At 38.6% G+C, this 25,252-nt stretch carries 23 protein-coding genes and 1 tRNA gene; 11 read left to right on the forward strand and 13 right to left on the reverse strand.

The window, feature by feature from the left end:
• Positions 1-215: 215 nt before the first annotated feature.
• Positions 216-2,465, reverse strand: coding sequence for a YgiQ family radical SAM protein (locus tag QQK09_RS07015; protein WP_284203403.1), 2,250 nt, complete (start codon positions 2,463-2,465; stop codon positions 216-218).
• 214 nt (positions 2,466-2,679) lie between these two features.
• The gene (locus tag QQK09_RS07020; RefSeq protein WP_284203404.1) at positions 2,680-4,653 is read right to left on the reverse strand and encodes an exoribonuclease II; all 1,974 of its coding nucleotides are present in this window, start codon (positions 4,651-4,653) and stop codon (positions 2,680-2,682) included.
• Between the two features lie 164 nt (positions 4,654-4,817).
• On the opposite strand from QQK09_RS07020, the gene QQK09_RS07025 reads away from it, so the two are divergent.
• Positions 4,818-4,908 (forward strand) — tRNA-Ser (locus QQK09_RS07025).
• Between the two features lie 214 nt (positions 4,909-5,122).
• On the opposite strand, the gene QQK09_RS07030 is transcribed toward QQK09_RS07025, so the two are convergent.
• The gene (locus QQK09_RS07030; RefSeq protein WP_284203405.1) at positions 5,123-7,459 is read right to left on the reverse strand and encodes a response regulator; all 2,337 of its coding nucleotides are present in this window, start codon (positions 7,457-7,459) and stop codon (positions 5,123-5,125) included.
• A 1-nt stretch (position 7,460) separates the two neighbouring features.
• Complete coding sequence (locus QQK09_RS07035) at positions 7,461-8,402, reverse strand: cytochrome-c peroxidase (RefSeq protein ID WP_284203488.1); 942 nt, start codon at positions 8,400-8,402, stop codon at positions 7,461-7,463.
• Between the two features lie 292 nt (positions 8,403-8,694).
• On the opposite strand from QQK09_RS07035, the gene QQK09_RS07040 reads away from it, so the two are divergent.
• A complete protein-coding gene (locus QQK09_RS07040) occupies positions 8,695-9,027 on the forward strand; it encodes a thioredoxin family protein (protein WP_284203406.1) in 333 nt (110 codons plus the stop codon).
• Between the two features lie 47 nt (positions 9,028-9,074).
• On the opposite strand, the gene QQK09_RS07045 is transcribed toward QQK09_RS07040, so the two are convergent.
• Positions 9,075-10,154, reverse strand: coding sequence for a threonine aldolase family protein (locus QQK09_RS07045; RefSeq protein ID WP_284203407.1), 1,080 nt, complete (start codon positions 10,152-10,154; stop codon positions 9,075-9,077).
• A gap of 430 nt (positions 10,155-10,584) precedes the next feature.
• On the opposite strand from QQK09_RS07045, the gene QQK09_RS07050 reads away from it, so the two are divergent.
• From QQK09_RS07050 to QQK09_RS07065, 4 genes are all read left to right on the forward strand, one after another.
• On the forward strand, positions 10,585-11,412 hold the full coding sequence (locus QQK09_RS07050) for a transporter substrate-binding domain-containing protein (RefSeq protein WP_284203408.1): 828 nt from the start codon (positions 10,585-10,587) through the stop codon (positions 11,410-11,412).
• A 212-nt stretch (positions 11,413-11,624) separates the two neighbouring features.
• The gene (locus QQK09_RS07055; RefSeq protein WP_284203409.1) at positions 11,625-12,296 is read left to right on the forward strand and encodes an amino acid ABC transporter permease; all 672 of its coding nucleotides are present in this window, start codon (positions 11,625-11,627) and stop codon (positions 12,294-12,296) included.
• Positions 12,296-12,946, forward strand: coding sequence for an amino acid ABC transporter permease (locus tag QQK09_RS07060; RefSeq protein ID WP_284203410.1), 651 nt, complete (start codon positions 12,296-12,298; stop codon positions 12,944-12,946). The genes QQK09_RS07055 and QQK09_RS07060 overlap by 1 nt, the downstream gene beginning before the upstream one ends.
• Positions 12,943-13,665 carry an amino acid ABC transporter ATP-binding protein gene (locus QQK09_RS07065; RefSeq protein WP_284203411.1) on the forward strand — a complete coding sequence of 241 codons (723 nt, stop codon included), beginning with the start codon at positions 12,943-12,945 and terminating at the stop codon, positions 13,663-13,665. The genes QQK09_RS07060 and QQK09_RS07065 overlap by 4 nt, the downstream gene beginning before the upstream one ends.
• 154 nt (positions 13,666-13,819) lie before the next feature.
• Here QQK09_RS07065 and QQK09_RS07070 read toward each other — a convergent pair whose 3' ends face one another.
• Genes QQK09_RS07070 through rimK form a run of 3 tightly spaced genes read right to left on the reverse strand, consistent with a single transcriptional unit; the run spans position 13,820 to position 16,220 of the window.
• The gene (locus tag QQK09_RS07070) at positions 13,820-14,263 is read right to left on the reverse strand and encodes an ATP-dependent zinc protease family protein (protein ID WP_284203412.1); all 444 of its coding nucleotides are present in this window, start codon (positions 14,261-14,263) and stop codon (positions 13,820-13,822) included.
• A 4-nt stretch (positions 14,264-14,267) separates the two neighbouring features.
• Positions 14,268-15,311 carry a succinylglutamate desuccinylase/aspartoacylase family protein gene (locus QQK09_RS07075; protein WP_284203413.1) on the reverse strand — a complete coding sequence of 348 codons (1,044 nt, stop codon included), beginning with the start codon at positions 15,309-15,311 and terminating at the stop codon, positions 14,268-14,270.
• A 3-nt stretch (positions 15,312-15,314) separates the two neighbouring features.
• Entirely contained in the window at positions 15,315-16,220 is a 906-nt protein-coding gene (rimK, locus tag QQK09_RS07080) for a 30S ribosomal protein S6--L-glutamate ligase (protein WP_284203414.1), read from the reverse strand.
• Positions 16,221-16,372: 152 nt separating this feature from the next.
• Here rimK and QQK09_RS07085 point away from each other — a divergent pair, with 152 nt between their 5' ends.
• Positions 16,373-17,221 (forward strand): LysR family transcriptional regulator, encoded by an 849-nt coding sequence (locus QQK09_RS07085; protein ID WP_284203415.1) that lies wholly within the window; start codon positions 16,373-16,375, stop codon positions 17,219-17,221.
• 98 nt (positions 17,222-17,319) lie between these two features.
• Here QQK09_RS07085 and QQK09_RS07090 read toward each other — a convergent pair whose 3' ends face one another.
• On the reverse strand, positions 17,320-18,666 hold the full coding sequence (locus QQK09_RS07090) for a magnesium transporter (protein WP_284203416.1): 1,347 nt from the start codon (positions 18,664-18,666) through the stop codon (positions 17,320-17,322).
• 14 nt (positions 18,667-18,680) lie between these two features.
• Positions 18,681-19,550, reverse strand: a complete 870-nt coding sequence (locus QQK09_RS07095) for a mechanosensitive ion channel family protein (RefSeq protein ID WP_284203417.1) — start codon at positions 19,548-19,550, stop codon at positions 18,681-18,683.
• Positions 19,551-19,888: 338 nt separating this feature from the next.
• Between QQK09_RS07095 and QQK09_RS07100 the strand changes: the two genes are divergently transcribed.
• Positions 19,889-20,845 carry a magnesium transporter CorA family protein gene (locus tag QQK09_RS07100; protein WP_284203418.1) on the forward strand — a complete coding sequence of 319 codons (957 nt, stop codon included), beginning with the start codon at positions 19,889-19,891 and terminating at the stop codon, positions 20,843-20,845.
• Positions 20,846-20,963: 118 nt separating this feature from the next.
• Here the strand turns inward: QQK09_RS07100 and QQK09_RS07105 are convergent, their stop codons facing one another.
• A complete protein-coding gene (locus QQK09_RS07105) occupies positions 20,964-21,506 on the reverse strand; it encodes a DUF2058 domain-containing protein (protein ID WP_284203419.1) in 543 nt (180 codons plus the stop codon).
• A gap of 134 nt (positions 21,507-21,640) precedes the next feature.
• Between QQK09_RS07105 and QQK09_RS07110 the strand changes: the two genes are divergently transcribed.
• The gene (locus QQK09_RS07110; protein ID WP_284203420.1) at positions 21,641-22,045 is read left to right on the forward strand and encodes a CBS domain-containing protein; all 405 of its coding nucleotides are present in this window, start codon (positions 21,641-21,643) and stop codon (positions 22,043-22,045) included.
• Here QQK09_RS07110 and aat read toward each other — a convergent pair whose 3' ends face one another.
• Positions 22,046-22,765 (reverse strand): leucyl/phenylalanyl-tRNA--protein transferase, encoded by a 720-nt coding sequence (gene aat / locus QQK09_RS07115; protein WP_284203421.1) that lies wholly within the window; start codon positions 22,763-22,765, stop codon positions 22,046-22,048.
• A gap of 86 nt (positions 22,766-22,851) precedes the next feature.
• The gene (locus QQK09_RS07120; protein WP_284203422.1) at positions 22,852-24,165 is read right to left on the reverse strand and encodes a citrate synthase; all 1,314 of its coding nucleotides are present in this window, start codon (positions 24,163-24,165) and stop codon (positions 22,852-22,854) included.
• Positions 24,166-24,538: 373 nt separating this feature from the next.
• Here QQK09_RS07120 and sdhC point away from each other — a divergent pair, with 373 nt between their 5' ends.
• Positions 24,539-24,913 (forward strand): succinate dehydrogenase, cytochrome b556 subunit, encoded by a 375-nt coding sequence (sdhC, locus tag QQK09_RS07125; protein ID WP_348532701.1) that lies wholly within the window; start codon positions 24,539-24,541, stop codon positions 24,911-24,913.
• Positions 24,907-25,251 carry a succinate dehydrogenase, hydrophobic membrane anchor protein gene (gene sdhD / locus QQK09_RS07130; protein ID WP_284203423.1) on the forward strand — a complete coding sequence of 115 codons (345 nt, stop codon included), beginning with the start codon at positions 24,907-24,909 and terminating at the stop codon, positions 25,249-25,251. The genes sdhC and sdhD overlap by 7 nt, the downstream gene beginning before the upstream one ends.
• Position 25,252: the final 1 nt, after the last annotated feature.

Here is a 25,252-nt window from a genome sequence, read left to right on the forward strand (position 1 = left end):
GAAAACGCATGACGTTTATACCCTTGCCACTAGCACCAATCTGCGTTGTTATAAAATATCAATGTAGAATAACTAACCTTCAATTTTATACCTAGCATATTGGCACTATTTGCCTGCTGACTTTGCATTTTGAAGTGGCATGGGCATAACTGCGTCGTCAGTGTCAGATATATCGAATGATACCACTGACGAAGCACGTTAATGTTGTTTAGTTTTTATTTACCCAACTTTATTTTACGTGTTGAGCCTATCTTTTTTTTCTGAGTCAGACGTTTTTTAACCGTCGGTTTTACTTTGTCTTTCTGATTAAATTGATCCAAACCAGTGTGGCGACTCAATGCAGGTTGACCTGCTTTACCCGCGCCTTTTTTAACCGTCGCTTGTAACTCATCACGAGACTCTGGTGGTACAAGGCAATTTGCACCGCGGCCAATTAATTTACGCGCAAGACCAAGTCTTTTTAATGCTTCACGAATCTCAGGCCAGTTTTCAGGCACATGGTAACGTAAAATCGCTTTGTGTAATCTCCGTTGACGCGCACCTTTAGTGATAACCACATTTTCGCTGTCTTTATTCACCTTGTGTAACGGGTTCTTTTCCGTGTGATACATGGTAGTTGCATTCGCCATCGGTGATGGATAGAAATTTTGTACTTGATCTAACTTAAAGTTATTACTCTTCAACCACATTGCCAGATTAACCATATCGGTATCGGTTGTGCCCGGATGTGCTGAGATAAAGTAAGGGATCAGATACTGCTTCTTATTCGCCGCTTTTGAATATTTTTCAAACATCTGTTTAAAAATTTCATAACTGCTCATGGTCGGTTTCATCATCTTATCGAGCGGGCCTTTTTCGGTATGCTCAGGTGCGATTTTAAGATAGCCACCAACATGATGCTCAACTAACTCTTTTACGTATAATGGATCTTCCACTGCGATATCGTAACGTACACCAGAAGCAATCAAGATCTTCTTAATACCCGGTAGTTTACGCGTGCGACGATATAAGCTAATTGTGTGCTGATGATCAGTGTCCATATGATGACAAATATCAGGATAAACACAGCTTAGTCGACGACAGGTTTGCTCTGCTTTCGGACTCTTACATTTTAAGCGGTACATGTTCGCTGTTGGACCACCTAAGTCGGAGATCACACCAGTAAAACCAGGTACTTTATCGCGAATTGTTTCAATCTCTTTAACGATTGAGTCTTCAGAGCGACTTTGAATAACACGTCCTTCATGTTCAGTAATCGAGCAGAACGTACAGCCACCAAAACAACCACGCATGATATTGATTGAGAAACGGATCATATCGTAAGCGGGAATCTTAGCATCACCATATTCAGGATGAGGAACACGTTGGTAAGGTAAACCAAATACTGCATCCATCTCTTCGGTAGTTAATGGGTAAGCAGGTGGATTTACCCATAACAGACGTTGACCGTGAAATTGTGCCAGTGCGCGAGCACAACCTGGGTTAGTTTCTTGATGTAAAACGCGTGAGGTGTGAGCGTATAATACTTTATCTGTTTTTACCTTTTCGTAATTAGGTAACTGAATGTAAGTATTTTCCCATGGCTTTTTCTTATGAGATTTTGCCATTGGTGGCAATACAGTAATCGGTTTGGTGACATCTTCTTGTTCTGCACTACTTTGATCTGCAATCTGCTGTGTTGCACACTGCACATTAATATCTGCATAGGGGTTAACAATAGGATCGATTTTACCTAGCTGATCAACTTGCTGAGAGTCAATCCCATCCCAACCTGGTAACGCATGTTTTACTAATACTGCGGTGCCACGAATATCGAGCATCTCTTTAGTTGTTTCACCCAACGAAATACGGTGCGCAACTTCAAGAAGTGGGCGTTCAGCATTACCAAATAATAAAATATCAGCTTTTGAATCCAGTAATACGGAGTGACGAACTTTGTCTGACCAATAATCGTAATGGGCAATACGACGTAAACTTGCTTCAATACCACCAATCACAACAGGCACATCTTTATAGGCTTCTTTACAACGTTGTGTATAAGCAAGCACGGCTCTGTCTGGGCGTTTACCACCCTCGTTGTTTGGCGTGTACGCATCATCGTGACGCATACGGCGCTCAGCCGTATAACGGTTGATCATTGAATCCATGTTACCTGCAGAAACACCAAAAAATAGATTTGGTTTACCGAGCTTCATGAAACCATCTTTACTGTGCCAATCAGGTTGGGCAATAATACCAACGCGGTAACCTTGTGCTTCAAGGGTACGGCCAATCACCGCCATCCCAAAACTTGGGTGATCAACGTATGCGTCACCAACAACAAGAATCACATCACAGCTATCCCAACCGAGTTTTCTCATCTCTTTGCGCGACATTGGTAAAAAAGGCGCAGGTTTTTCATTACGGCCTTTAAAAGAGGGATAAGAAAATAGGGGGCGTTCAGCCTGTAGGAGATCAAGACTCATTATTGTTGCCTGTTATAGAAAATAATGGCGCAGTTTAACATAGCTCTGCGAATTTCTTAACCGCGAAATTTATGAGGATATGAACAGAGTTATTTGCTGACAAAGTTGGAATGGATTGGGGAATATAAATAGCCCCCACTTACGGTGATGAAAGTAGGGGGCTTTATCAGTTAAGCATGTGTTCGCTTAACATTAAATAAGTCGATTTAAGAGTTTACTCGGGTACCACCAATGGATCGGCAAGGCGTCCGATTAATTGTCCTGTTTCCACTTTAATATTATTAAGCATGACATCGATAATATCGCCTAATTGCATCTCGGTTTGTTCTGCGACAATCACACGACCTAATTCACGATCACAGGTGATTTGCTTCGCTTCTTTTGGGTCTTTACATAATAAACTGGCAGGGATGAAGAAGGTTGCACCATTTTCTTGGATGCGTACACGGACACCAGCTTTGATAATATCAAAAATTTCCGCTTTAAAACGCCATTGTGATTGCACCTGATCTTTAAGGTACTGGCTGTATAAAAGGTTATTTACATCACGTTCCGCAAGACGTTGTGACTTACGTGCTTCGTTAAGTTGTGCGCCAATTTCCTCGCTAATATGAACATCATCTGTCTCTAATAGAATCGATTTAATTAAACGATGGTTAAGTAGATCGCCATATTTACGAATTGGTGAGGTCCAAGTTGCGTAACTTTCAACGCCCATGGTGAAGTGTTCTTGTGGTGTACTTTTAGTATCTGCATACGCTAATAATTTACGTAGGCGATGATCTAAATAACAGTTATTCAACAGCGCTGTTTGTTGACGCATTTTGGTGTAACCCGCTAAAGAACTTAATGTTTCTACGTCAGATTCAATTTGATACTCGGCCAGTAACTCAACCGCTTTGTTTAAGCGATCACTGGCAAAACCAGAATGGACGTTAAATACACCTTGCTGCTTATGCTTGGTTAAATATTGACCTGCGCAGATGTTTGCTGCAATCATTGACTCTTCTACTAGTCGATTAGCTGTGCGTCTAGGTTCGCAAAGTACTTCGTAAACTTCGCCTTTATTATTTAGCTTTAAGGTGTAATCGGGTTGGTTTTTAAATACCACGTTATTAGCTGTACGCCATGCTAAGCGTTTTAATGTTGCTGCGCTCAATGTGTGCAGTTGTTCGCTTAGTTGACGGTTAGGTTTCCATTGATTAGTGTTTTCTGACTCATTTTCAAGATAGTTAGAAACATCACAATAGTTAAGGCGATAATGGGATTTCATCCACGCAGCAAAGAATTTAGTTTCACCGATGATTTCGCCATCGTGATTAATCTCAATCTGGCAGCACAGTGTGGCACGTTTCTCACCTTCTTTCAGTGAACATAAACTGTCACTGAGATCGCGTGGTAACATCGGTACATTAAAGTTTGGCAGATAAAGCGTAAAACCACGACGTTTTGCCTCAGCATCCATCTCACTATCTTCTGGTACATAAGCACTTGGATCGGAGATGGCAACCGTTAATAACCAACCGTTTTCATTACTTTCAATGTATAGCGCATCGTCCATATCTTGAGTATTGATACCATCGATAGTGAAGAAGGGCAGTTTAGTGAGATCTTGACGCTCTAGTTCAGGATCAATCACCTGCCATGGGTGGTTAAATTCAGGCGCTTTGTTGGGTAGTTTATGGGTGGCAACCGTGATTAAACGATATGCAAAGGGATCATTGGCGTCGGCAATTTTTTCTGCGACTTCAACTAAGAAACCTTTACCCTCATTTAATGCATGTTTAAGGAGTTTTACGGATACCCAATCGCCATCTTGGTAACCATTTTCTTTGAGTTTCTGGCCACCTTGAATTTTGAAGAAACCTTTAATCAATGGATTATTTGCTTTAATGGATACTTTGCCCTGTTGCATAACAAGTCGCGCAACAAAAGTATCTATTTCGCTACTTTTTAATTGATTCGGCTCTGCACTGCTTTTGTCGCCATTTTCACGAATGAAAGCGTTGATACGATCACCATGAAGTACTTTTTTCATCTCATTTGGTGGAATAAAAAAGCGTTTTCCTTTGTCTGTTTCTAAAAAACCGTAACCTTTATCAGTTGCTTTTACGATACCTTGACGCTTGGGAATATCTTGTTGAATCTTTTCTTTTAATTGACTAAGCAACGGATTGTTTTGAAACATATAATAAAACCTTAAATGAATGCAGGTTACAGAAACAGGAATTAGCAATATAAAGTTTTATCGAGTGCAATAAAAGAGGCAAACGCTTAAAAGCGTTAAATATACAAATAATTGTAAAAAGTACTTGGCTTTTGTTACCAAGTTGCTATTATGCGCCTCGTTCCGGAGGGGTGGCAGAGCGGCTGAATGCACTGGTCTTGAAAACCAGCGAGGGTTAATAGCTCTCCGTCGGTTCAAATCCGACCTCCTCCGCCACATTAGAAAAGGCTCATTACTGTAAAGTAATGAGCCTTTTTGCTTTTATGTACTTTATTTATCCGGCTGTAGCACTTTAAATGGGATGAATGACATAAACCATCCTCGTCGATTATTCTTGCTGTTTAAGCTGCTCGCAACTGCGTTGCAAATTTTGATGTGAAAATACTGCCCTCCGGGTTCAACAAAATTCAAACGGCAAAGGTCAACAGCCCTAGTCATTTAATGAATAAAAGACGGTTAATATCTCTCGTATTTTTTCTAATTCATAGGGTTTACCTAAATGACCATTCATGCCAATTTCTTTATAATAAACAATGTGTTCTTCAGTAATATTGGCGGTTAATGCGATAATATTTAATTGTTCAGTGGAATATGTTTTACGCAGTTCAATAGTCGCTTCCTTACCATCCATTATTGGCATTTGTATATCCATCAGCACGACACGATAGTTATTGTTTTCTATCATCTCAATCGCTTCTTGTCCATTTTCAGCCACATCGACATTTAAACCGAGTTTAATCAGAAGTTTAGAGGCGATCAGTTGGTTAATTTTATTATCTTCAACTAACAAAATAGTATTATGATGATCCGTTTGAGGAGCAAGCTTCTCTTTGACTGGTTGAAGGTGTTGATTGTTTAATTGTACTTGAGAAGGTGCTGGATTAATTTCTGCATACTCATTATTTAACACTTTGCTCAATGATAAAACGGTCAACGGTTTTGCCAAATATAAAATAGCGTCATCGATGGTTGAGTTTTTTTCTATAAAACCTTGGCTATAGGCACTACAAATAACAAACTTTTTCGGACAACAGGATTGCTGCTTAATTTCTTTTATGAACGATAAACCTGTTTCACCCTCTAAATGCCAGTCTACCAATGCAATATCAAACTGTTGTTGATGACAAAGTGCCTTGGCTTCTGAAACGGTGGCAGATAATACGACGCTTGCCCCTAAATATTCTGCCATCTTTTTAATCACACCTTGAGTTACTTTATTGTCCTCTAATAGTAATAGGCGCATTCCTTGTTGTTTAACGATAGCTGAAGGTGCTATATCGGTATCTGGTACGACTAAAGGAAGATGTACACTAAAGGTTGAGCCTTTACCTAATTGGCTAGTGACGTTTATATCCCCCTCCATCAAATCAACCAGTAATTTACTGATAGCCAGTCCTAAACCGGTGCCGCCATATTTTCTTGTGGTCGATTGATCGGCTTGTGAGAAACGCTGGAAAAGTTTGGATTGCTGTTCTTCTGATAAACCAATACCTGTATCTTTAATTTGATACAAAATTTGCGGCGTATTATTATCTTCTTGTTGATTTATTATCGAACCTTTCAAAATTACATGGCCATGTTCGGTGAACTTAATCGCGTTAGAGAGTAGGTTCAATAATATTTGATTAACACGGACCGGATCACCAACCATTTGATTAGGGATGTCTGGTGCTAAATCAAAAATTAATTCAATACCTCTCTCTTCTGCCACCTTGCCGAGCATCATATTGACATTATCGATTAATTTGTCATGTTGCCAAACAATATGCTCAATGGGCAATTTTCCAGACTCTATTTTGGAGAAGTCCAATATATCATTGATGATCACCAGCAATGAGTCTGCAGAGAATTGAATTTTTTCTAAGTAGTCACGTTGTTCTTCATCTAGGTCGGTTTGTAACGTGAGTTCAACTAAACCAATCACACCGGTCATTGGTGTTCGAATTTCATGTGACATGTTAGCCAAAAATTGTGTTTTAACTTGTACTGCTTTGCGATGCAATTCTGAGGTTTCTTCTAAGGCGGATTGGTGACGTTTAATGATCAGAATAAAAAGAAATAAAAACACTAAAACGACGCTAAACAGGGCAATAAGTTGCTTTAATGCAATTTTATCAATTTCAATATTTAATTGTTCAAGCTCTTTAATAACGGATTCTATGACCGGCATTTCTATTAACTTTTGTCGATAACTTGCTGTCAGCTCATAATTATCTAAGACGAATAAACTATGTAATTTAATGAGTTGTAAGTATTGCCAGTTACCTTGCTGTGTATTGCCAGTATCTATTTTATTTAATAAGTTAACGACCTTTTCTTTGTCTTCTTGTTTGTGTGTTGTAATAAATGCAAACATCTGCAATCGAATAGCATCCATTAATCCTTGTAATTTTTGATCATTAAGAGAACTGTTTTCACTGATCAAACGCTGAGATGTTTTGAGCATGCTGGTGAGTTGGATGTAGTTTAAAGATGTTTCTTTATAGTCTTTTAATAGTCGATTTGATTTCTGATTGAGGGTAGCCTCAAACAGTAAACCTTCAATTTCAAACTGTAGTTGGGCTAATTTGTCATAATGTAATTGATCACTAAAGTTAGCATTAAGCAATTCTACTTTATGCTGTGGTATTAATATTTCCAATGTCAATAGGGGAGCCAGTAAGGCTTTTTTGGATCTATCATCTTCTATCGATAATACCCAAGAGGTTGAAAAATAGGTAAATAACAGTAAGCAAAATATCTCTGGAATATATTTAAATTTAGTCACTTTATTGCACCTCGATCACTTTCGAACTGAAAGCACCCAATAAAGCAACAATATCCCTTACTTCCTCGTCAGTTAACACTCTTCCTAACTGAGAACTCGCCATAATACGCACCGCCTCGGGTAAATTGTCAATTGATCCATTGTGAAAATAAGGGCCGGTATCTGCAATGTTTCGTAGACTTGGGACTTTAAATATATATCTATCTTGATCGCGTTTTGTAACCTCAAACTTGCCTTGATCTAACGTCAGTATTTCAGGAATATCATTAACACGGCCTAGTTTTTGAAAAATATTACCGCCAATATTTTTTCCTTGGTGGCAACTTGCACATCCATAATTAATAAAATAAGTTAATCCTCGTTTTTGCTGCTCTGAGAGCGCCGATTTGTCGCCTAATAAATAGCGATCAATGGGGGCATTGGGGGTGATCAAGGATTCTTCGTAAATAGTAATGGCTTTGATGATATTGTCAGTCGTAATACCCTGTGGGCTTAATTTCTGAAATGTTTTACTAAAATAAGCATCTTTATTTAGCTTCTCAACAACTTCTGCCCATGATGAACCCATTTCGGTTGGGTTATGAACCGGGCCTGCGATTTGTTCGCTAAGTGAACTCGCTCGTCCATCCCAAAACTGCCTAAAATTAAAAGAGGCATTAAACACGGTGGGAGAGTTACGGACACCTTCAGCATTCTTGATCCCTGTTGATACAGGAAAACCATCATCCCCGCCGAAATCGATCAAGTGGCATGAGGAGCATGAAATCGTATTATCTTTAGATAACAATGGGCTATGAAAAAGTGCTTTACCCAAGGTTAACCAACGCTTATCAATATCTAACTTACGTGGTATTGGCTGAATAGGACCATCAACCTGTTCGAAATAGTAGACCGTTTTAATATAGGCTTGTTCTGTGGTTTTTTCTCCGGACAATAAATACACCGTAATAGGAACAATTGAACACAGAAGAACCCCTAAAATTAATGATATATAGTATTTTGTATACATAAATATTATCTTCACTTATCAGTAGTGAACTTCAAGTTAATGTCATTTATTGGTGATATAAATGTTTATGTTAGCTCAAGGTGTGACTGTTAACATATTTTTAACATGTTTTTTTGGCTGTAAATGCAAAAAGTTAGATCCGCCGCTTTTTACTACAATGGAGTATGATGTTAATACACTATTAAAATAAAGTGACCTTGGTTATATCATTGCAGGAGATGAGAGTATGAAAGTAGAACCAACAGAGATTAATCCAGATTACCAAGAAGATGCGTTGACCGTTAATCAAGTGAGTGAATTAAGCGGTCATACTATGATTGAATTTGGAACACCTTGGTGCGGCCACTGCCAAGCTGCAAAACCTGTAATACAAGAGGTATTAGCTAACTATGCAGATGTCACGCATATCAAGGTATATGACGGTAAGGGTAAAAAGCTCGGTCGTTTATTCAGCGTTAAACTTTGGCCGACTTTAATCCTGTTACATGATGGACAAGAAGTTGCGCGCCTCGTGAGACCTTTCAATACAGGGCAAGTACAAACATTATTAACCCAATAGCGTGTTTAGTGCTATTGGGCTAAAGATAATTGCAACAGGACAAACTGTTATAACAGGCTAGCGAGTTTATTCACATACGCTTGATCACTCCAATCATCCATTGCGTCACCGATTTGAATTTCAAAATGGCTAGTATTATTTTCAGTGGCGATTATTCGATCAAATAACCAAATGCGCTCATTTTCAGCAACGGATAAGGCTTTCTCTTTAAGCTGGCTCGGTGTAATGGGTAATTCCACCACAAAACCATTGCATTGAACTTTATTCGGTATGGCACAATCCCCCAATTTGTCCTTTATCAGCTGCGAGAGGGTTAAGGCGCGTTGGTTAAACTCTGAAACCCTAGGTAAGTACTTTTCAATACCCACGAGGGCGGATAATACATAGGGGAAAACGGTAAGAATATTACCACCTAATCGGCTACGCCATGGCAGCAATTGCTCAATAAACGCTTTGTCACCAGCAATAATTCCGCCAGCAGCAGCCCCTAAGGTTTTATACAGTGACACGTATACCGAATCAGCGAGTGCAGCAACTTCGGCATAGGACTTTTGCCAATAATCGGCACATTCAAATAAGCGCGCACCATCAATATGAAGAGGAATTGCGTTTGTTTCACAATGCAGCTTTAAGTGCATCAGTGTTTCCCACTCAGGTAAACGATAACCTGCGCGACGGATTGGCAGTTCTACGGAGATAAGCGCAAGATCTGCAGGTAGGCCATTAATGTCATCCTCCTCTATCGCACAACCATTTTTACCAAACATTACGCCCTCTAACCCTAACAGCTCTTGGTAAGCCATTGACTCATCATGGTGTATGTGGGATTGCGGGTGAATAGCAATTTTTGACTTGCCTGATGCCTTAGCGTGTTGGAGCAGAACACTATGCTGACCCACCATGCCTTTATGTACAAAAATAGCTTTTTCTTTGCCCAGAAGTTTAGCCATCTTGTCTTCTAAAATATCAATGGTTGGCCCTTCGCCATATATATCAAGTGCAAGGTCTAATTGAGGTGCTTGTTGCATTGCGGCTAACCATTGACGATGGGTTAGCGGTTTGTGGCGAGTGACAAACTTAGTGCACTTTGCCATTAGTGGATGCCCCATGAGTATTTCATCAATCATTGTGCTGCCTTAATTAAGTGGGTTAAGAGGTTTTCACTTCTATAAAAACTCATTTTATAGAAGAACCTAGCAATAATGTTAATTAACTTTACGGGGGATTTTGAACGATTAATGGAATATCGGCTGTTAATGTAAGTAGGCTGTAATTTTACAATAGGGGGGGACGGGGAGTGATTTGTTGTTTTGAGCGATAGTTTGTAAGGTCTATTTTTTGTATATCACGGTCTAACAATAAATAATTGCAGTGCGATGGGCAGGAATTTTTAAATTTGCTACACTATTGAAAATATTAAATAAATAGCACTCATTTATGAAAAATAACGTTAGTTTGTAATAGGATGTGCTATTTTATTAGCGCAAGTTGAGATGCATTTAGTCATCTTGACGTAATAATATAGAGTCGATGTTAAATTAAAACCAAGGAGAAGGTATGAAATTAATAAAGAAAATATCGTTAGTTGTTGCTTCAATTGCTGCCATAGGTGCATTTTCTAATGCTAGTGCAGATAAGCTTGATGACGTAATAAAACGCGGTACATTAAATTGTGGTGTTGTACTGGATTTTCCACCAATGGGTTATACCGATAAAGACAATAAACCGGCAGGGTTTGATGTCGATTACTGTAACGATTTAGCGGCTGTTTTAGGCGTTAAATCAGAAGTGATCAATCTGACTTGGGGAGATCGTATTCCTTCATTAATATCAGCGAAAACAGATGTTGTTGTAGGTTCAACTTCAGATACGTTAGCACGTGCAAAATCAGTTGGATTTACCTATCCTTACTTTGTATTTAAGTTCCAAGTACTGTCTAAAAAAGGTGTGAGAATGGCGTCTTTTGATGACCTGAAAGATGTTAAAGTAGGTGCTGCACTTGGTACAACTTATGAGACTGAATACTTTAAATACGCCGACTCAAAAGGGTGGGGCCGTGACAATTACACCTCGTTTAAATCAGAGAACGATGCGTTTCTAGGTCTATACCAAGGTAAAATTGATGCACTTATTTCTACTAATACGAATATAGCCACTAAATTAACTTCGGGTCAATTTGACGGTTTTGTCGCGGGTCCTTATGTGCCTAACTATGATGATGTAGTGGGCCTTATTGCTAAAAGAGACGAGCTTGCTTGGATTAAGTATCTAAACCTATTTTTAGTACACCAGATTCGAGATGGTCGTTTAAATGAACTTCATATGAAGCATTTTGGTACCGCTGTATCGCCAGATATGGTGCAGTCTTTAAGAGACAATAAGTAACGTTGTCGAACTATCATCCTCCAGCTTAGCTGGAGGGTATCAAACCTCTGGGTAAAACTACCAACTCCTCCATCGTTAGCTTAATTCAAGCGTCCTATGAACAATATTTTTTATCTTTTATGGATTATGGAACGATAATGAGTAGTGAACCCTTAGTCTTTATAAGTGGTGGCTCTAATAAGGGCAGCCAAGGTACTTATTAAAGAGGATATATGAACAATTACGAATTTCATTGGAATGTGGTTTTTGATGCGTTTCCACAACTGTTAAGTGGTGCATTTACCACCGTACACGTTTCGGTACTATCAATGCTGGTGGGCATTGTTATCGCTGTATTATTGGCGTTAGGCAAGCTGTCTAACAATAAGGTTTTTTATCATTTTGCCAATATATGGATTGAGATAGCTAGAAACACACCCGCACTATTCCTTATCTACATGGCCTATTTTGGTCTCGGTGCCTATGGCATCCATTTAAGTCCTTATCTTGCTGTTTTTTCAGCGTTGGTTTTTATCAATGCCGGTTATCTAGCAGAAACCTTTAGAGGTGGATTTCAATCTATTCCTACTACTCAATACAGTGCGGCAAAATCGTTAGGTATGAATAACATTAAAGTTTATCGTTATGTTATTTTACCGCAAATGTTTCGTCGAATTTATCATCCAATGACCAATCAATTTGTTTGGTCAATATTAATGAGCTCACTGGGTATTTTAGTGGGAATGAATGAACTTTCTGGCGAGACACAAAGGTTACAATCAACCTCATTTAGAACCTTAGAGTTTTTTATGGTTGCTGCTGCGATGTATTTTGTGATCACTAAGTTGGTATTGTTTACTTCTAGCTTGATTGCTAAGAAAGTGTTCAAAGGGGAGCTTTCATAATGAATTTATTTACACCGCTCTCTTGGAGTGATTCTGGTTTTATTTTAACGGGTATTTTAAATACCGTTTATATCTCTGTTGTTGCGATTATTGTCGGCAGTTTATTAGGGTTGTTAGTTGGTTTTGTAAGAGCTGAGTCCAATAAATCGATCAATATGTTGTTAGGCGCTTTTTTAGATGTACTTAGATCGGTGCCATTGATTATTCAACTGATTCTGTTTACCACCTTTATTGGTGCGATGGGTTATCCACTTAATCCTTTCGCAGCGGGTTCAATTATATTATCGCTGTATACAATGGCATTTATGAGTGAGGTCTTTAGAAGTGGTTTTGATAGTGTGCCTACATCGACAATTAAAGCGGCGCGTTCACTAGGATTAAATTATCTGCAAACAGTTAGATACATTCGCATCCCTATTGGTATGAGAGCTGTTTTTCCATCTTGGCTTGGTGTTGCATTGAGTGTCATAAAAGACTCTGCACTGGTATCAGTGATTGGTTATATGGAACTGTTAAGAACAGCAGAGCAGTTGATTTCAAGAACACAACAACCGATTATGATATTAATCGGTGTAGGGTTATTTTATTTTATGATCTCTTACCCGTTATCGCGTTATGGAAAATATGTAGAAAGGAAAATGGAAATATGATTGAAATTAAAGGTGTTCATAAATCATTTGGCGATTTGGAAGTATTAAAAGGGATCGATTTAAATGTAAACCGCGGCGAAGTGGTGAGTATTATTGGTGCCAGCGGCAGTGGTAAATCGACGCTTTTATACTGCATTAATGCGATCGAGAAGATCAATAGCGGTAATATCATCGTTGATGGTATTGATGTGCACGATAAAAAAACCGATATTAATAAATTAAGACAAAATTTGGGCATGGTATTTCAGCAATGGAACTCTTTTCCTCATCTAACGGTGTTAGAAAATGCAGCCCTTGCACCACAGATCGTAAAAGGCTTCAGTAAAGAGAAGGCGCAAGAGATTGCTACCAAAGAGCTCATTCACGTTGGCTTGGGCGATAAACTGCATGAATATCCCACACGTATGTCAGGTGGTCAGCAGCAGCGTCTTGCAATTGCACGTGCATTAGCGATGGAGCCGCCCTACATGTTATTTGATGAGGTAACGTCTGCGCTGGATCCTGAGCTCGTAGGAGAAGTATTAGATACCCTGAGATTGCTACGTGATGATGGCATGACCATGATTTGTGTTACCCATGAAATAGCCTTCGCAAAAGAGGTTTCTGATAAGGTTGCCTTCTTTCATGAAGGATTGATTGAAGAGATAGGTACCCCACAACAGGTATTGGATAATCCACAGCGTGAGAGAACACAGCAGTTTCTCAGTAAGGTACTGTGATTGTAATGTCGTTAGCTTTGTAGGGAAGGGGAAATCGTTCCTCTCATTGCAGCACACAACAAAATAGTTGTGTGCTTTTATTTGGATTCACTTAACGACTGACTTTATCTATAAACTAAGATTAACTAACTAAATAAAAATGATAAATAGAGAGCTACTTTCCTTGTAGTGGTACTAAAAATACCTCTGAGGCATCAACCAATAAGCGTTTGCCAATTGCTTCTCGTCCAAATAACATCAAATAGTTCATATCAGCACGATCTGTTAAGGTTATCTCAATCGGCCAACTGTCGTCACCTAAGGTCATCGGTGTTTTTATCACGTAGCGTTGCTCTGCTACACCATTTGAAGATTTAATTTTTCGAATATCACTGATGATCGCCTTACAAGTCATTAATTTGTCGACATTATGGATATCGGGGTGAATATCAAAGCGCACCCAAGGTTTTCCATTTTCCATAAATTTACTAATGTTATCGACATGTAGGGAAGATGTTTTGGCACCAGTGTCGACGCGTACCTCTAACTCTTCAATACCTAATTCTGGTAAAGCAATCGACTCTAATCGTCCGATAATTTTTTTATCTGTTGACTGCATAATTTTATTCTCTTGTTATCTGTTTATCATTAAATTCATCTTCGGGTAATAATGAGTCTTGTACCGTTTCAATATGTTCTGCAATGGTTTCATCATCTTCTTTAAAGTAGGCAATATGAAACATCGCTTCTCCCTCTTGCACTAAGGGGATATTTTGCTTACCGATTAAAATGCCCGATCTTAATGCGCAGACAACACCTAAAATTTCCCCGTATGGGCTACCAATTTCCGCGAGTCGATCACCACACGTTACTTGGTCGCCTAGTGTTACTAAGTGCTTTACCACACCACTTGCATTGGCGCGTAACCAACCACTACTATTAGCAATATAGGGCTCTGCTAGCTTTCTTTTAGATCGTCGTTGCGGCATCATTTTTAAATGTCGCAACACATTTTCAATGCCTTTAATACCTGCATTAATCGAAAAATCATCAAAACGCAGTGCTTCACCTGCTTCATATAACAAGACCTTGGTCTTGTTTTTAACGGCTGATTCACGCAAAGAGCCATCTAATAAATTAGAGTGTAAAATAACCGGTACCGCAAATACTTTTGCTAACTCTTTTGTCTCGTGATCAGTCATATCGCCACGAATTTGCGGCAAGTTAGAGCGATGAATTGCGCCTGTGTGCAGGTCGATGCCGTAATCACAATGTTGCACTATTTGAGTTAAGAAAATATGTGCGACACGTCCGGCCAATGAGCCTTTTGCTGAACCAGGAAAACAACGATTCAAGTCTCGCCTATCGGGCATGTAGCGACTTTGATTAACCACACCATAAACATTGACCATGGGCACCGCAATCACGGTGCCTCGAATGATCTTAAAATTAGGTTTGTTAATTAAACGGCGAATAATTTCGATGCCATTGAGTTCATCACCATGCACTGCGGCGCTAATAAAAATGGTCGGGCCATCTTTTTTAGCGCGGATAATTTGTACCGGCAAAGACACATCCGCATCGGTATATAACTTAGCGACCGGCAGATCAATTTTACACTGAGTCCCGGGTAATATATCAAACTCACCTATACGTAATGGTTTCATCGTTTATCCTTTCCCACGTGTTTTATTAGTGCTTGATTTTGCTTTTTTCTCAATAAAATCAAATACCATACTTGCTACATCTTTGCCTGTAGCACTTTCAATACCTTCTAGGCCTGGTGAAGAATTAACTTCCATCACTTTAGGTCCAGTTTCCGAGCGTAATAGATCCACGCCACAGAAGTTTAGACCCATCACTTTAGCGGCATTAATCGCTGTCTCACGTTCCGCTTTAGAAAGCTTAACCACCTCTGCAGAGCCACCACGATGCAGGTTAGAGCGGAATTCACCTTCAGCACCTTGACGTTTCATCGCTGCAACCACACGCCCACCTATCACCAAGCAGCGGATATCTGCACCGCCAGCTTCTTTGATAAACTCTTGCACTAAAATATTCGCTTTTAACCCCATAAATGCTTCGATAATACTTTCTGCAGCTTTAGCAGTATCTGCTAATACCACACCAATTCCCTGTGTCCCTTCAAGTAGCTTGATCACAACAGGGGCACCACCTACATTTTTGATTAAATCTTTAATGTTATCTGGTTTACTTGCAAACCCAGTACGTGGCATCCCGATTCCTTTACGAGATAACAGTTGCATTGAACGTAATTTATCGCGAGAACGACTTATTGCGACCGACTCATTGATATTGAATGTGCCCATCATTTCAAATTGGCGAGCAACTGCAGTGCCGTAAAAAGTGATTGAAGCGCCAATACGAGGAATGATGGCATCATAGTGCGGCAACTCTTCGCCTTTATAACGTACAGTAGGGCGGCTACTGGTAATGTCCATATAGCAATGCAGTGTATCAATAATATCCACTTGGTGACCTTGGGCTTCGCCAGCTTCTTTCAAACGGCGAGTTGAGTATAAATTAGGGCCTCGAGATAAGATGGCAATTTTCATGGGTTATTCCTTGTTTAAATGTCAATGTAATATGATTTATTTGTGGTACTGCTGTAAAAGTCGCTAGAGTGTAAGACCAATTTTAAATATAATAAAATTAATTATTTTGCGTTGTTTGATTAAATTATTTGATTAGGCTTTCTGAGGGAATTATGAAAATAGAGTTGCTAAATACTTTTTTAGAGGTCAGTCGGACGCTGCATTTTCGCATCGCGTCTGAAAATCTGTTCATTACACAGTCCGCTGTTAGTGCAAGAATAAAATTGTTAGAAGATGATTTAGGGGTGATGTTATTTGATCGCAGTAAAAAACACCTTAAGTTAACGCCAGAAGGACATCGATTGATTAAACATGCCAATGAGATGATTTTCATGTGGCAAAAAACCAAACAGGACGTAGGCATTGCCGCGCAGCATTCGATGCAGTTAGTGGTCGGGGCAATGGGGTCTATTTGGGATATTATTTTACAAAATTGGCTGCAAAAAATTCATTTAAATAATGATGATATAAGTCTATTAACAAACACATACAGCCCATTAGAATTAAGAAAAAGCCTCTTGAACCGAGTTATCGATATTGCTTTCTTATTTGAACCTACTTTTGTTGAGGGACTGGTATCAGAGAAAGTCGCAACGGTTCCTCTACACTTAGTGACCACCGACCCTGATTATGCGAGTAAATTATCGCTATTAAACGACTTTGTAATGGTTGATTATGGTGAAGCGATCACCGTCCAGTATTTACGTGCCTTTCAAGATGCGCCTGAAGCAAGACATAATATGAGCCAGCCTGGACTCGCTTTAAACTTTATTTTAGAAGTGGGGGGAGCCGCGTATTTACCTCGCCAAATTACCTTTGAGTATTTACGTAATAAGCAACTTTTTTTAGTCGAAGATGCACCGGTGTTTAGCCGAGAAATTTATGCAAATTACCTCATTAAAAGTCAAAAAGTAGATACGATAGAAGAGGTGTTGAACCTGTTTCCCTATGTAGTAATATGATCATTGAATGCACGCTTTAAGCACGAACATGTTTTGCTAAACGGGTAAGTAAGGTGATGAATATAAAGCTTAATCCCTTAATTCATCACCTAAAAATACTAGAGCAGTAATAAACTACCTAAACCGAGGAAAACAATAAACCCAAAGATATCAGTAACCGTTGTTAATACCACTGAGCCTGATAATGCCGGGTCTATTTTAAACCGGCTTAGCACCCAAGGCACCCATACACCAGACAGCGAGGCAATAACGATATTGCCTAGAATAGCGATGAAAATGGTCAGTGATAATAAAAAGGTATCGAACCACAAATAGGTAATCACACCAATAACAATCGCCCATAATAAGCCATTAATAGCACCAACTTTAAGTTCTTTTACGATGATATCTCTTTTGTTTGCTTCTGTAATTTGCCCTAGTGCTAATCCCCGTATTATTAACGTAATGGTTTGGCTACCTGAAATTCCTCCCATAGAAGCGACTACGGGCATTAATACTGCTAAAGCAACGACCTGTTGAATAGTTGCCTCAAAGAGACCAATAAACCATGATGCTAAAAATGCGGTGACTAAATTGATACCCAACCACACCGCACGGTTTTTTGAGCTTAGCCAAACACTGCTGAATAGATCTTCCTCTTCCACTAAACCTGCAGATTGAATGAGTTGTGTCTCAATGATTTGTTCTTTATAGCGATAAGCCGTTGGCAAATCTAAACGACCGGTTAAGCAGCCATTATCATCAACAACAGGTAAGGCTGACTTACCTGAGTTAATAAGTTTTTCAGCGGCTTCACTGATGTTATTGTTACTATCAATAAATTCAACATGTTGGTTAATCGCTGTAAGGTATTGTTGCTGATCAGTTGCATTAAAAATGCCATTAATCGCAATTTCACCAACTAATAATGCATTGTCATCAACGATATAAGCGACATCAGTAAACGCAGGTAAGCTTTTTGCGCAGACCTTTTTAACCGCAGAAAGTTTCAAACGCTGTGGTATTTGTAATTCGGTAAAATTTTGCCAGTGACCCACTTCTGATAAATCATAATCACAAGATTTCTTGTATAAACTACGCTGTTTGGCGGTCATGTTACTGACCGCATAATCGATAAAACGATCGTTTAAACTTTCTGATAATTCAAGAAGATTAAAGGCGTCTAATTTTGTTAAAAGTGGAAAGCATTGTGCATCATCCAATACATCTAATAGCAGTTGTCTTGATTCATTTTTCATGACAATAAACACATTTTGTTGTGTTTCATCACTCAATATTTCCCATAAATCGGTTCTTAATTTAATCGGAAATGACTCTAATAAAATAGCAAGTTGATCAACATTTAAAACAGACTCAATCTCGCTAATAAGTCCATTTACTGGCTTTTCCCGCTCCAAACGTTGATTGATTTTATCGATGTAGTCAGGCAATAAATCTAATGACATGCTTCTTCCTTGTACTAGTCGTTGTTTACTTTCATTAAAGTTGATTGTTTTTGGTCGAACCATAGGCGCATAAAGTCGGCGGTTAAGCTTTGCTCTATCTCCATCGCTCGTTCAGTTGGGCAAAAGATAGTAAAAAATACCTGTGTATCTCCAATATTAGAGGTGGCAACTTGGATATGCGGCTCTGGACCTGCAATGTTGACGTCTAATCGGTTTTCAATGAGTTGGTTATATCTAATCGCTACGTCCCTAAAGTCAGCACAATATTCGACCGCTTTTTCATACAATTCATCTAAGAAAATAAACGGGTTAACGCTTTCATCACGGGTAATAGTAAAGTGGTGCATCGCATAACGTTTTAAAAAATTCAAATTCTTGATTGAAGAGGTAATCAATTGACTATTTGGGGTGTAAAGTGTTTTACCCGTATATTCATAGGCATCAATATTGACCTCTAATAGGGTTAATTTAGCCCAGTCGATAGAGTGTACTTCTCCATAACTATCGCCAACTTGTATCCAATCACCGATACGAAAAGGGCGGCTTGAGACAATGTATAAAAAACCAATGAAGCATTGAATTAACTCTCTTGTCGCAATCACAATAGCCACAACAAATGCGGCAATAGAGATGGCAAATTTTTGGAATTCTGCAGACCATATATGAAAAATGCCGATTAAAATGATCACCGTAACGGCATTGTTTACGATATTAATTTTTACGCGCTTATTGGTATCTGCCTTTTTATTGATCATTTTTAAAAAATAAAATTTACACAGCATGACCATCAGGATAAGGAAAACCGTCAATATGGCCTTGTTACCTGATAACATTTCAAGTAACTCTGAAGCGGTAAAATCAAAGGGTGATATATTTTCTTGCATTATCTTTCATACCTTAATAACGGAGCAGTTAAGAGCGAATCTCTTGTTGTATATTAAATATTGTTAAGCCAATTTAAGCCCACAGTAAATTGATCTGTTATTTACCATATTATTATTGCCAACAATACTTATTTTTTATTTAATTTTACTGTGCAGAAAGAGAGATTAAGGGACTGGAAACTAGCAGATATTGGGGTTATCAAATATAACCGTAATCAACAGATAATTTCAGGTTTATTTGAATAGGTAAACATGACAAAAAGTACAGCAAATCCAAAGTGTTGTGTAATACTAATAAAAGTCCCCGTCAAATTATGAGAATAACAATGATCAAGTGCATGCTATTACAGTCAGATAACACATGTCGTTATGGTAATGAGGAGTTAATAGAGCTTTGGAAAGTACAACCCGAAACAACGTTATGGGTTGATTTGGAGTCACATAATAAAGCTGATGAGCTCTTGATACTGCAACAGTTTGGTTGTCATGCTCTAGCGATAACGGATCTACATCGAGAGCGTCATCCTCCCAAAATTGAGTTGTTTGATGATTATATTTTTATGCTTTACCGTGGTATTTATGAGTGTCAAGGTGACTTACAGTTTAAGCATTTACAAATAGGCATGTTTGTTGGCACCAATATATTAATTACATCCCATGAGCAGAAATCTATTTCCATCGATAAGTTGTTTACAGGTGAAGGTGAAAAATATTTGACCAAAAGTCCGATAACATTGGCATTAAGGGTATTTCACAATAGTTGTGGCGTGTATTTAGAGGAGCTATTTGAATTTGAAGAGAAGTTAGAGTTGCTTGAGGATCAATTTCAATTGGGTGGTGATGATAAAATGATGCAGGAGATCACCCTCTATCGTTCACGTCTTATCAAATTAAAACGAATCTTTAACTATCACAGTAACATTGGTGCCGAATTAAAATTATTAGTTGCTGATGAAACAGACATTATCAATCAAGCTGAAATGCATACAGTGACGGATGTGCATGAGCGAATAGAACGTTTACTAAGCCTCTCTCAGATGCATTATGATATTTGCAGTGATTTGATTAACGGCTATTTATCTGTCGCTTCTCATCAACTGAACGCAACGATGCGTGTGCTGACCGTTATTACCGCAATTTTTATTCCATTAGGCTTTTTGGCGGGATTATATGGAATGAATTTTGAGTATATTCCAGAATTGAAAGTGGTTAATGGGTATTATTATTTACTGACTGTGATGGCTTTAATCGCACTTAGTTTGATTATTTTGTTTAAGAAAAAGCGCTGGCTGTAACCTTGTTTGTATTTAACCTCCTCGCTGGAAGTGGGCGCTGTCTCGGTTTGCTAATTTGCAATTGAGGGTATTTACGTGCAATAGCACGTAAATACCTTTAGCATATTTTATGCCTGACCTACCAAATAAGATCATCAGGAATAGCGAACTCCGCGTAGGGATCATCTTCATCCATATCACTCATATCGACTTTCTCATGCAGTGCCACTAATACAGATGCATCAATTTCAGCCAACTTCTCTGTTGCTTCTTTGTTGATTAAGTAGAACTCATCATTCAAAACACAAATTGCCAAGAGGCCATTGATTAAGCTTTGCTGCGTCGTGTCATTAATTGCAATACGTTTCACTTTGTTATCGTAAGTAAAGTGATAATCTATTTCACCTTGATAATTTTTCTCACAATGCTGTGCAATCATCTGAATCAACTTACCGTGTGCGGCACGCGCATCTAACTCTGCTTGTATTGCGCGATTTTTTTCTAAATCTTGTTGTTTTTGTTGCTCTTTTTGAGCATCTATTGCGCGTTGTGCTTCAGAAACTTCAACGGTTCCTTTTTTCTTTTTCTGTTTAGCCTTGCGGCGTTTTTCAGTTTGCGCTTGCTTGGCTTTTTGTTTGTTGATAAGCCCTGATTTCATCAATTGTTCTTGTAGAGAGGCCATGAGTTACCTTTGAAAATGGAGATAAAGAAACATTTTAACGACAAAGCGTAATGAAAGAAATTTTTTCTTGTCAAAAATCGACAAATAGTGAAAAAGGATTAAGATTAGATGATAAATAAACGTAAGGGAACTATATGAATAATCTAGACGTTTCACATTATATGATTGGTAAAAGTTTATCTTTTAGAAAAGAGATGGCAATTCAAACCGCCGTCGAAATTTTATTAGAAAATGATCAAATTGGTGGGCCGGTAATTGATGATGCAGGGCGTGTGATCGGTTGGTTATCTGAACAGGACTGTTTAGCTAAAATGCTCGAAGCAAGTTATCACTGTGAATTAGTCGCATTAGTTGAAGATGCGATGGTTAGCCCTGCCGTTACCATCAAAAAAGAGATGAGTGTGGTGGATGTCGCACAGTTAATGCTAGATGCTAAACCTAAAATTTATCCGGTTGTTGATAGTGGAGACCACTATATTGGCCTCATATCTCGTAAAAAAGTATTAGGTGCGATGAATAAGCAGATAGCATCCTGTTAACTACTTTGTAAGTTGAATTTTTATTTGTTGTTGATCCCAGCACGTTGTTTTTATCGCTTCATCTTTTGTTACCATCAAATTTTGTATAAAGCTATCACGACAACTTGTTTGGACGCCTAAACTTTTTAGGTGTCCTGTTTGCATTTGGCAATCAATTATCTTTCCTCCCGCTTGCTGAAAGTGTTGATTAAGCGCGATGAATGCAATTTTAGAGCTGTTATCCATTTGACTAAACATTGACTCGCCACAGAAGGTTTGTCCCACACAAACACCATACAAACCACCTACTAACTTTTTTTCATGCCAAACCTCAATAGAGTGAGCAAACCCCATTCGATGCAATTCAATATAGGCATCGATCATCTGCTCTGAAATCCATGTTTCAGCTTGTGTCGCACGCGGCATTGCACAGGCAGAAATAACTGATGAAAAACAATGGTTAACAGTGATCGACATGTGATTTTTGTTAATGAAACGTTTCATACTTTTACTTACATGGACTTCACCTGCAATGATAGTTGCACGTTCACTTGGGCTCCACCATAAAAGCGGTTCGCCGGCACTAAACCAGGGGAATATCCCATTTCGATAGGCATTAAAAATGCGTTGAGGAGAAAGATCGCCACCTATCGCCAACAAACCATCTGGTTCTTGTAATGCTTTTTCTACGTTGGGAAAAAATTGTGGGTCATCGGTCAATTGAGGCAGGTAAATAGTCATAACAAAGCTCTAAAAATCCAGTGAATGCTGGATACAAAAAAGCCAGTGTAAACACTGGCTTGATAGATTTAAATAAATTTTTACTATTAAGCTGTAGTTAGCTTACTTTGTTTACAACGTTCAACCACGTGTTCAAACTCTAAGCCTACTTCACCCGTGTATAACTGACGAGGACGACCAATCTTTTGACCTGGTTGATCTAACATCTCTTTCCAATGTGAGATCCAACCAACTGTACGTGCTGTAGCGAAGATAACGGTAAACATGGTACGTGGAATACCCATTGCACGTAATACGATACCTGAGTAGAAATCTACATTCGGGTAAAGTTTCTTATCAACAAAATAAGGGTCTTCAAGTGCAATACGCTCAAGTTCCATTGCAACGTCTAATAAAGGATCGTCGATATTAAGATCGTCTAACACGTCATGACAAGTTTTACGCATCACTGTTGCGCGTGGATCATGGTTTTTGTATACACGATGACCAAAGCCCATTAAGCGGAATGGGTCGTCTTTATCTTTTGCTCTTGCGATAAATTCAGGGATGCGATCAACTGAACCAATCTCTTCTAACATCTCTAAACAAGCTTCGTTAGCGCCGCCGTGAGCAGGGCCCCATAGCGATGCAATACCCGCTGCGATACAAGCAAATGGGTTAGCACCTGATGAACCGGCTAAACGTACTGTTGACGTTGATGCATTTTGTTCGTGGTCTGCATGTAAAATTAAGATTTTATCCATTGCACTTTCAAGAACCGGGTTAACCACATACTCTTCACAAGGCACGGCGAACATCATTTTTAAGAAGTTACCTGCATAAGAAAGTGAATTGTCAGGGTAGACAAAAGGTTGGCCTGTTGAGTATTTGAAACTCATTGCTGCTAGCGTTGGCATTTTTGAAATCAAACGGAAGGCAGCAATTTCACGATGTTCTTCATTAGTAATATCTAAAGAGTCATGATAGAAAGAAGAAAGGGCACCAACAACACCAACTAACGTTGCCATCGGGTGAGAGTCACGACGGAAGCCTTTGTAGAATTGCACTAATTGTTCATGCAACATCGTATGTCTTAATACAGTAAGGTGAAATTCATCAAACTGTTTTTTGTCAGGTAAAGTACCATTTAATAGCAAGTAACAAACTTCAAGGTAATCAGATTTATCTGCCAATTGAGAAATTGGGTAACCTCGGTGTTCTAAAATTCCTTTATCTCCATCAATAAATGTTATTGATGACTCGCAAGATGCCGTTGCTAAGAAACCTGGGTCATAAGTAAAATAACCCGTTTGGCCTAAAGTACGAATATCAATAACGTCATTACCTGCAGAACCTTTAAGGATTGGAAGCTCAATTGGCTCTTTCCCTGGTAATTGAAGTATTGCTTTTTGTTCTGACATTTGATGCTCCCTTATCTTTTTTTTATATTACTTGAATTTCAGTACGCATATTTTTACAGGCTAAAAAGTGCCTTGTCAATTTTAACATATCAACAATGAGACATTTGCAAATGGCGAAACCAATAACGTTGGATTAATCAACAAATATTCATTAAAACAAACAGGTAAAGTGTTTATAACATTGACCTAAATGAGCAGATATCATTTTTTAAGTGATAAAAAAAATCTGTATTCTACATCACAAAATTGAGCTGGTTTTTATATACTACATCACAAAAAAAAGACATAAGACTGTCACAATGGTTTAACAATATGCTAACAATAGCATTTGTTAGCCAACCCTTAGTTTTAGCCAAGTATAAAGAGAAAAATTGTGCGCAAAAACAGACCTAAAAATTTAGACCTAGCCACGGTCAAATTCCCTATCACTGCAACTGCTTCAATACTGCATCGTGTTTCAGGAATTATCGTTTTTATTGCTTTAGCAATATTCCTTAGCCTTTTAAGTTGTTCATTATCAAGCCAACCTGACTTTTATCGAGTTGTAGGATATTTTGATAACTTTTTGATTGAATTTGTCATGTGGGGCTGCTTAACGGGTCTTGCATACCATGCTGTATTTGGTGTGCGCCATATGATTCAAGATTTAGGTTTTTGGGAAGAGATGGATACTGCATCACTAAGCGCTAAAGTTGGATTCATCGTGACAGCTGTACTGTCATTATTAGCGGGGGTTTTAGTATGGTAAAGGTTGCTGGTACGTTTGGACGCAGTGGTGTTCATGATTATATTTTATTACGCGCAAGTGCACTTATTTTACTTGCTTATACCTTATACCTTGTTGGTTTTATCGCAGGCACTGATATTACCTATGCAACGTGGACTGGTTTCTTTTCATTAACGACTACTAAAGTATTTACGCTATTTGCACTCATTGCAATGTTGGTACATGCATGGATTGGTTTATGGCAAGTATTAACAGACTACGTTAAATGCACCAAGTTACGCGGTGCATTACAATTTCTTTTAACATCAGTGGCATTTATCTATGTTCTCTCTGGTTTCGTAATTTTGTGGGGTGTTTAAG

The organism is Psychromonas marina (genome assembly GCF_030161115.1).
Lineage (GTDB): Bacteria > Pseudomonadota > Gammaproteobacteria > Enterobacterales > Psychromonadaceae > Psychromonas > Psychromonas marina.

What these genes read in the sequence shown, in the direction of transcription:
- QQK09_RS07040 (WP_284203406.1), top strand. Translation starts at nt 8,695, where the DNA reads ATGAAAGTAGAACCAACAGAGATTAATCCAGATTACCAAGAAGATGCG.
- QQK09_RS07060 (WP_284203410.1), top strand. Translation starts at nt 12,296, where the DNA reads ATGAATTTATTTACACCGCTCTCTTGGAGTGATTCTGGTTTTATTTTA.
- QQK09_RS07090 (WP_284203416.1), bottom strand. Translation starts at nt 18,666, where the DNA reads ATGTCATTAGATTTATTGCCTGACTACATCGATAAAATCAATCAACGT.
- QQK09_RS07050 (WP_284203408.1), top strand. Translation starts at nt 10,585, where the DNA reads ATGAAATTAATAAAGAAAATATCGTTAGTTGTTGCTTCAATTGCTGCC.
- QQK09_RS07070 (WP_284203412.1), bottom strand. Translation starts at nt 14,263, where the DNA reads ATGCAGTCAACAGATAAAAAAATTATCGGACGATTAGAGTCGATTGCT.
- aat (WP_284203421.1), bottom strand. Translation starts at nt 22,765, where the DNA reads ATGACTATTTACCTGCCTCAATTGACCGATGACCCACAATTTTTTCCC.
- QQK09_RS07055 (WP_284203409.1), top strand. Translation starts at nt 11,625, where the DNA reads ATGAACAATTACGAATTTCATTGGAATGTGGTTTTTGATGCGTTTCCA.
- QQK09_RS07105 (WP_284203419.1), bottom strand. Translation starts at nt 21,506, where the DNA reads ATGGCCTCTCTACAAGAACAATTGATGAAATCAGGGCTTATCAACAAA.
- QQK09_RS07120 (WP_284203422.1), bottom strand. Translation starts at nt 24,165, where the DNA reads ATGTCAGAACAAAAAGCAATACTTCAATTACCAGGGAAAGAGCCAATT.
- sdhD (WP_284203423.1), top strand. Translation starts at nt 24,907, where the DNA reads ATGGTAAAGGTTGCTGGTACGTTTGGACGCAGTGGTGTTCATGATTAT.
- QQK09_RS07065 (WP_284203411.1), top strand. Translation starts at nt 12,943, where the DNA reads ATGATTGAAATTAAAGGTGTTCATAAATCATTTGGCGATTTGGAAGTA.
- QQK09_RS07110 (WP_284203420.1), top strand. Translation starts at nt 21,641, where the DNA reads ATGAATAATCTAGACGTTTCACATTATATGATTGGTAAAAGTTTATCT.
- QQK09_RS07075 (WP_284203413.1), bottom strand. Translation starts at nt 15,311, where the DNA reads ATGAAACCATTACGTATAGGTGAGTTTGATATATTACCCGGGACTCAG.
- QQK09_RS07085 (WP_284203415.1), top strand. Translation starts at nt 16,373, where the DNA reads ATGAAAATAGAGTTGCTAAATACTTTTTTAGAGGTCAGTCGGACGCTG.
- QQK09_RS07015 (WP_284203403.1), bottom strand. Translation starts at nt 2,465, where the DNA reads ATGAGTCTTGATCTCCTACAGGCTGAACGCCCCCTATTTTCTTATCCC.
- rimK (WP_284203414.1), bottom strand. Translation starts at nt 16,220, where the DNA reads ATGAAAATTGCCATCTTATCTCGAGGCCCTAATTTATACTCAACTCGC.
- QQK09_RS07020 (WP_284203404.1), bottom strand. Translation starts at nt 4,653, where the DNA reads ATGTTTCAAAACAATCCGTTGCTTAGTCAATTAAAAGAAAAGATTCAA.
- QQK09_RS07095 (WP_284203417.1), bottom strand. Translation starts at nt 19,550, where the DNA reads ATGCAAGAAAATATATCACCCTTTGATTTTACCGCTTCAGAGTTACTT.
- QQK09_RS07045 (WP_284203407.1), bottom strand. Translation starts at nt 10,154, where the DNA reads ATGATTGATGAAATACTCATGGGGCATCCACTAATGGCAAAGTGCACT.
- QQK09_RS07100 (WP_284203418.1), top strand. Translation starts at nt 19,889, where the DNA reads ATGCTATTACAGTCAGATAACACATGTCGTTATGGTAATGAGGAGTTA.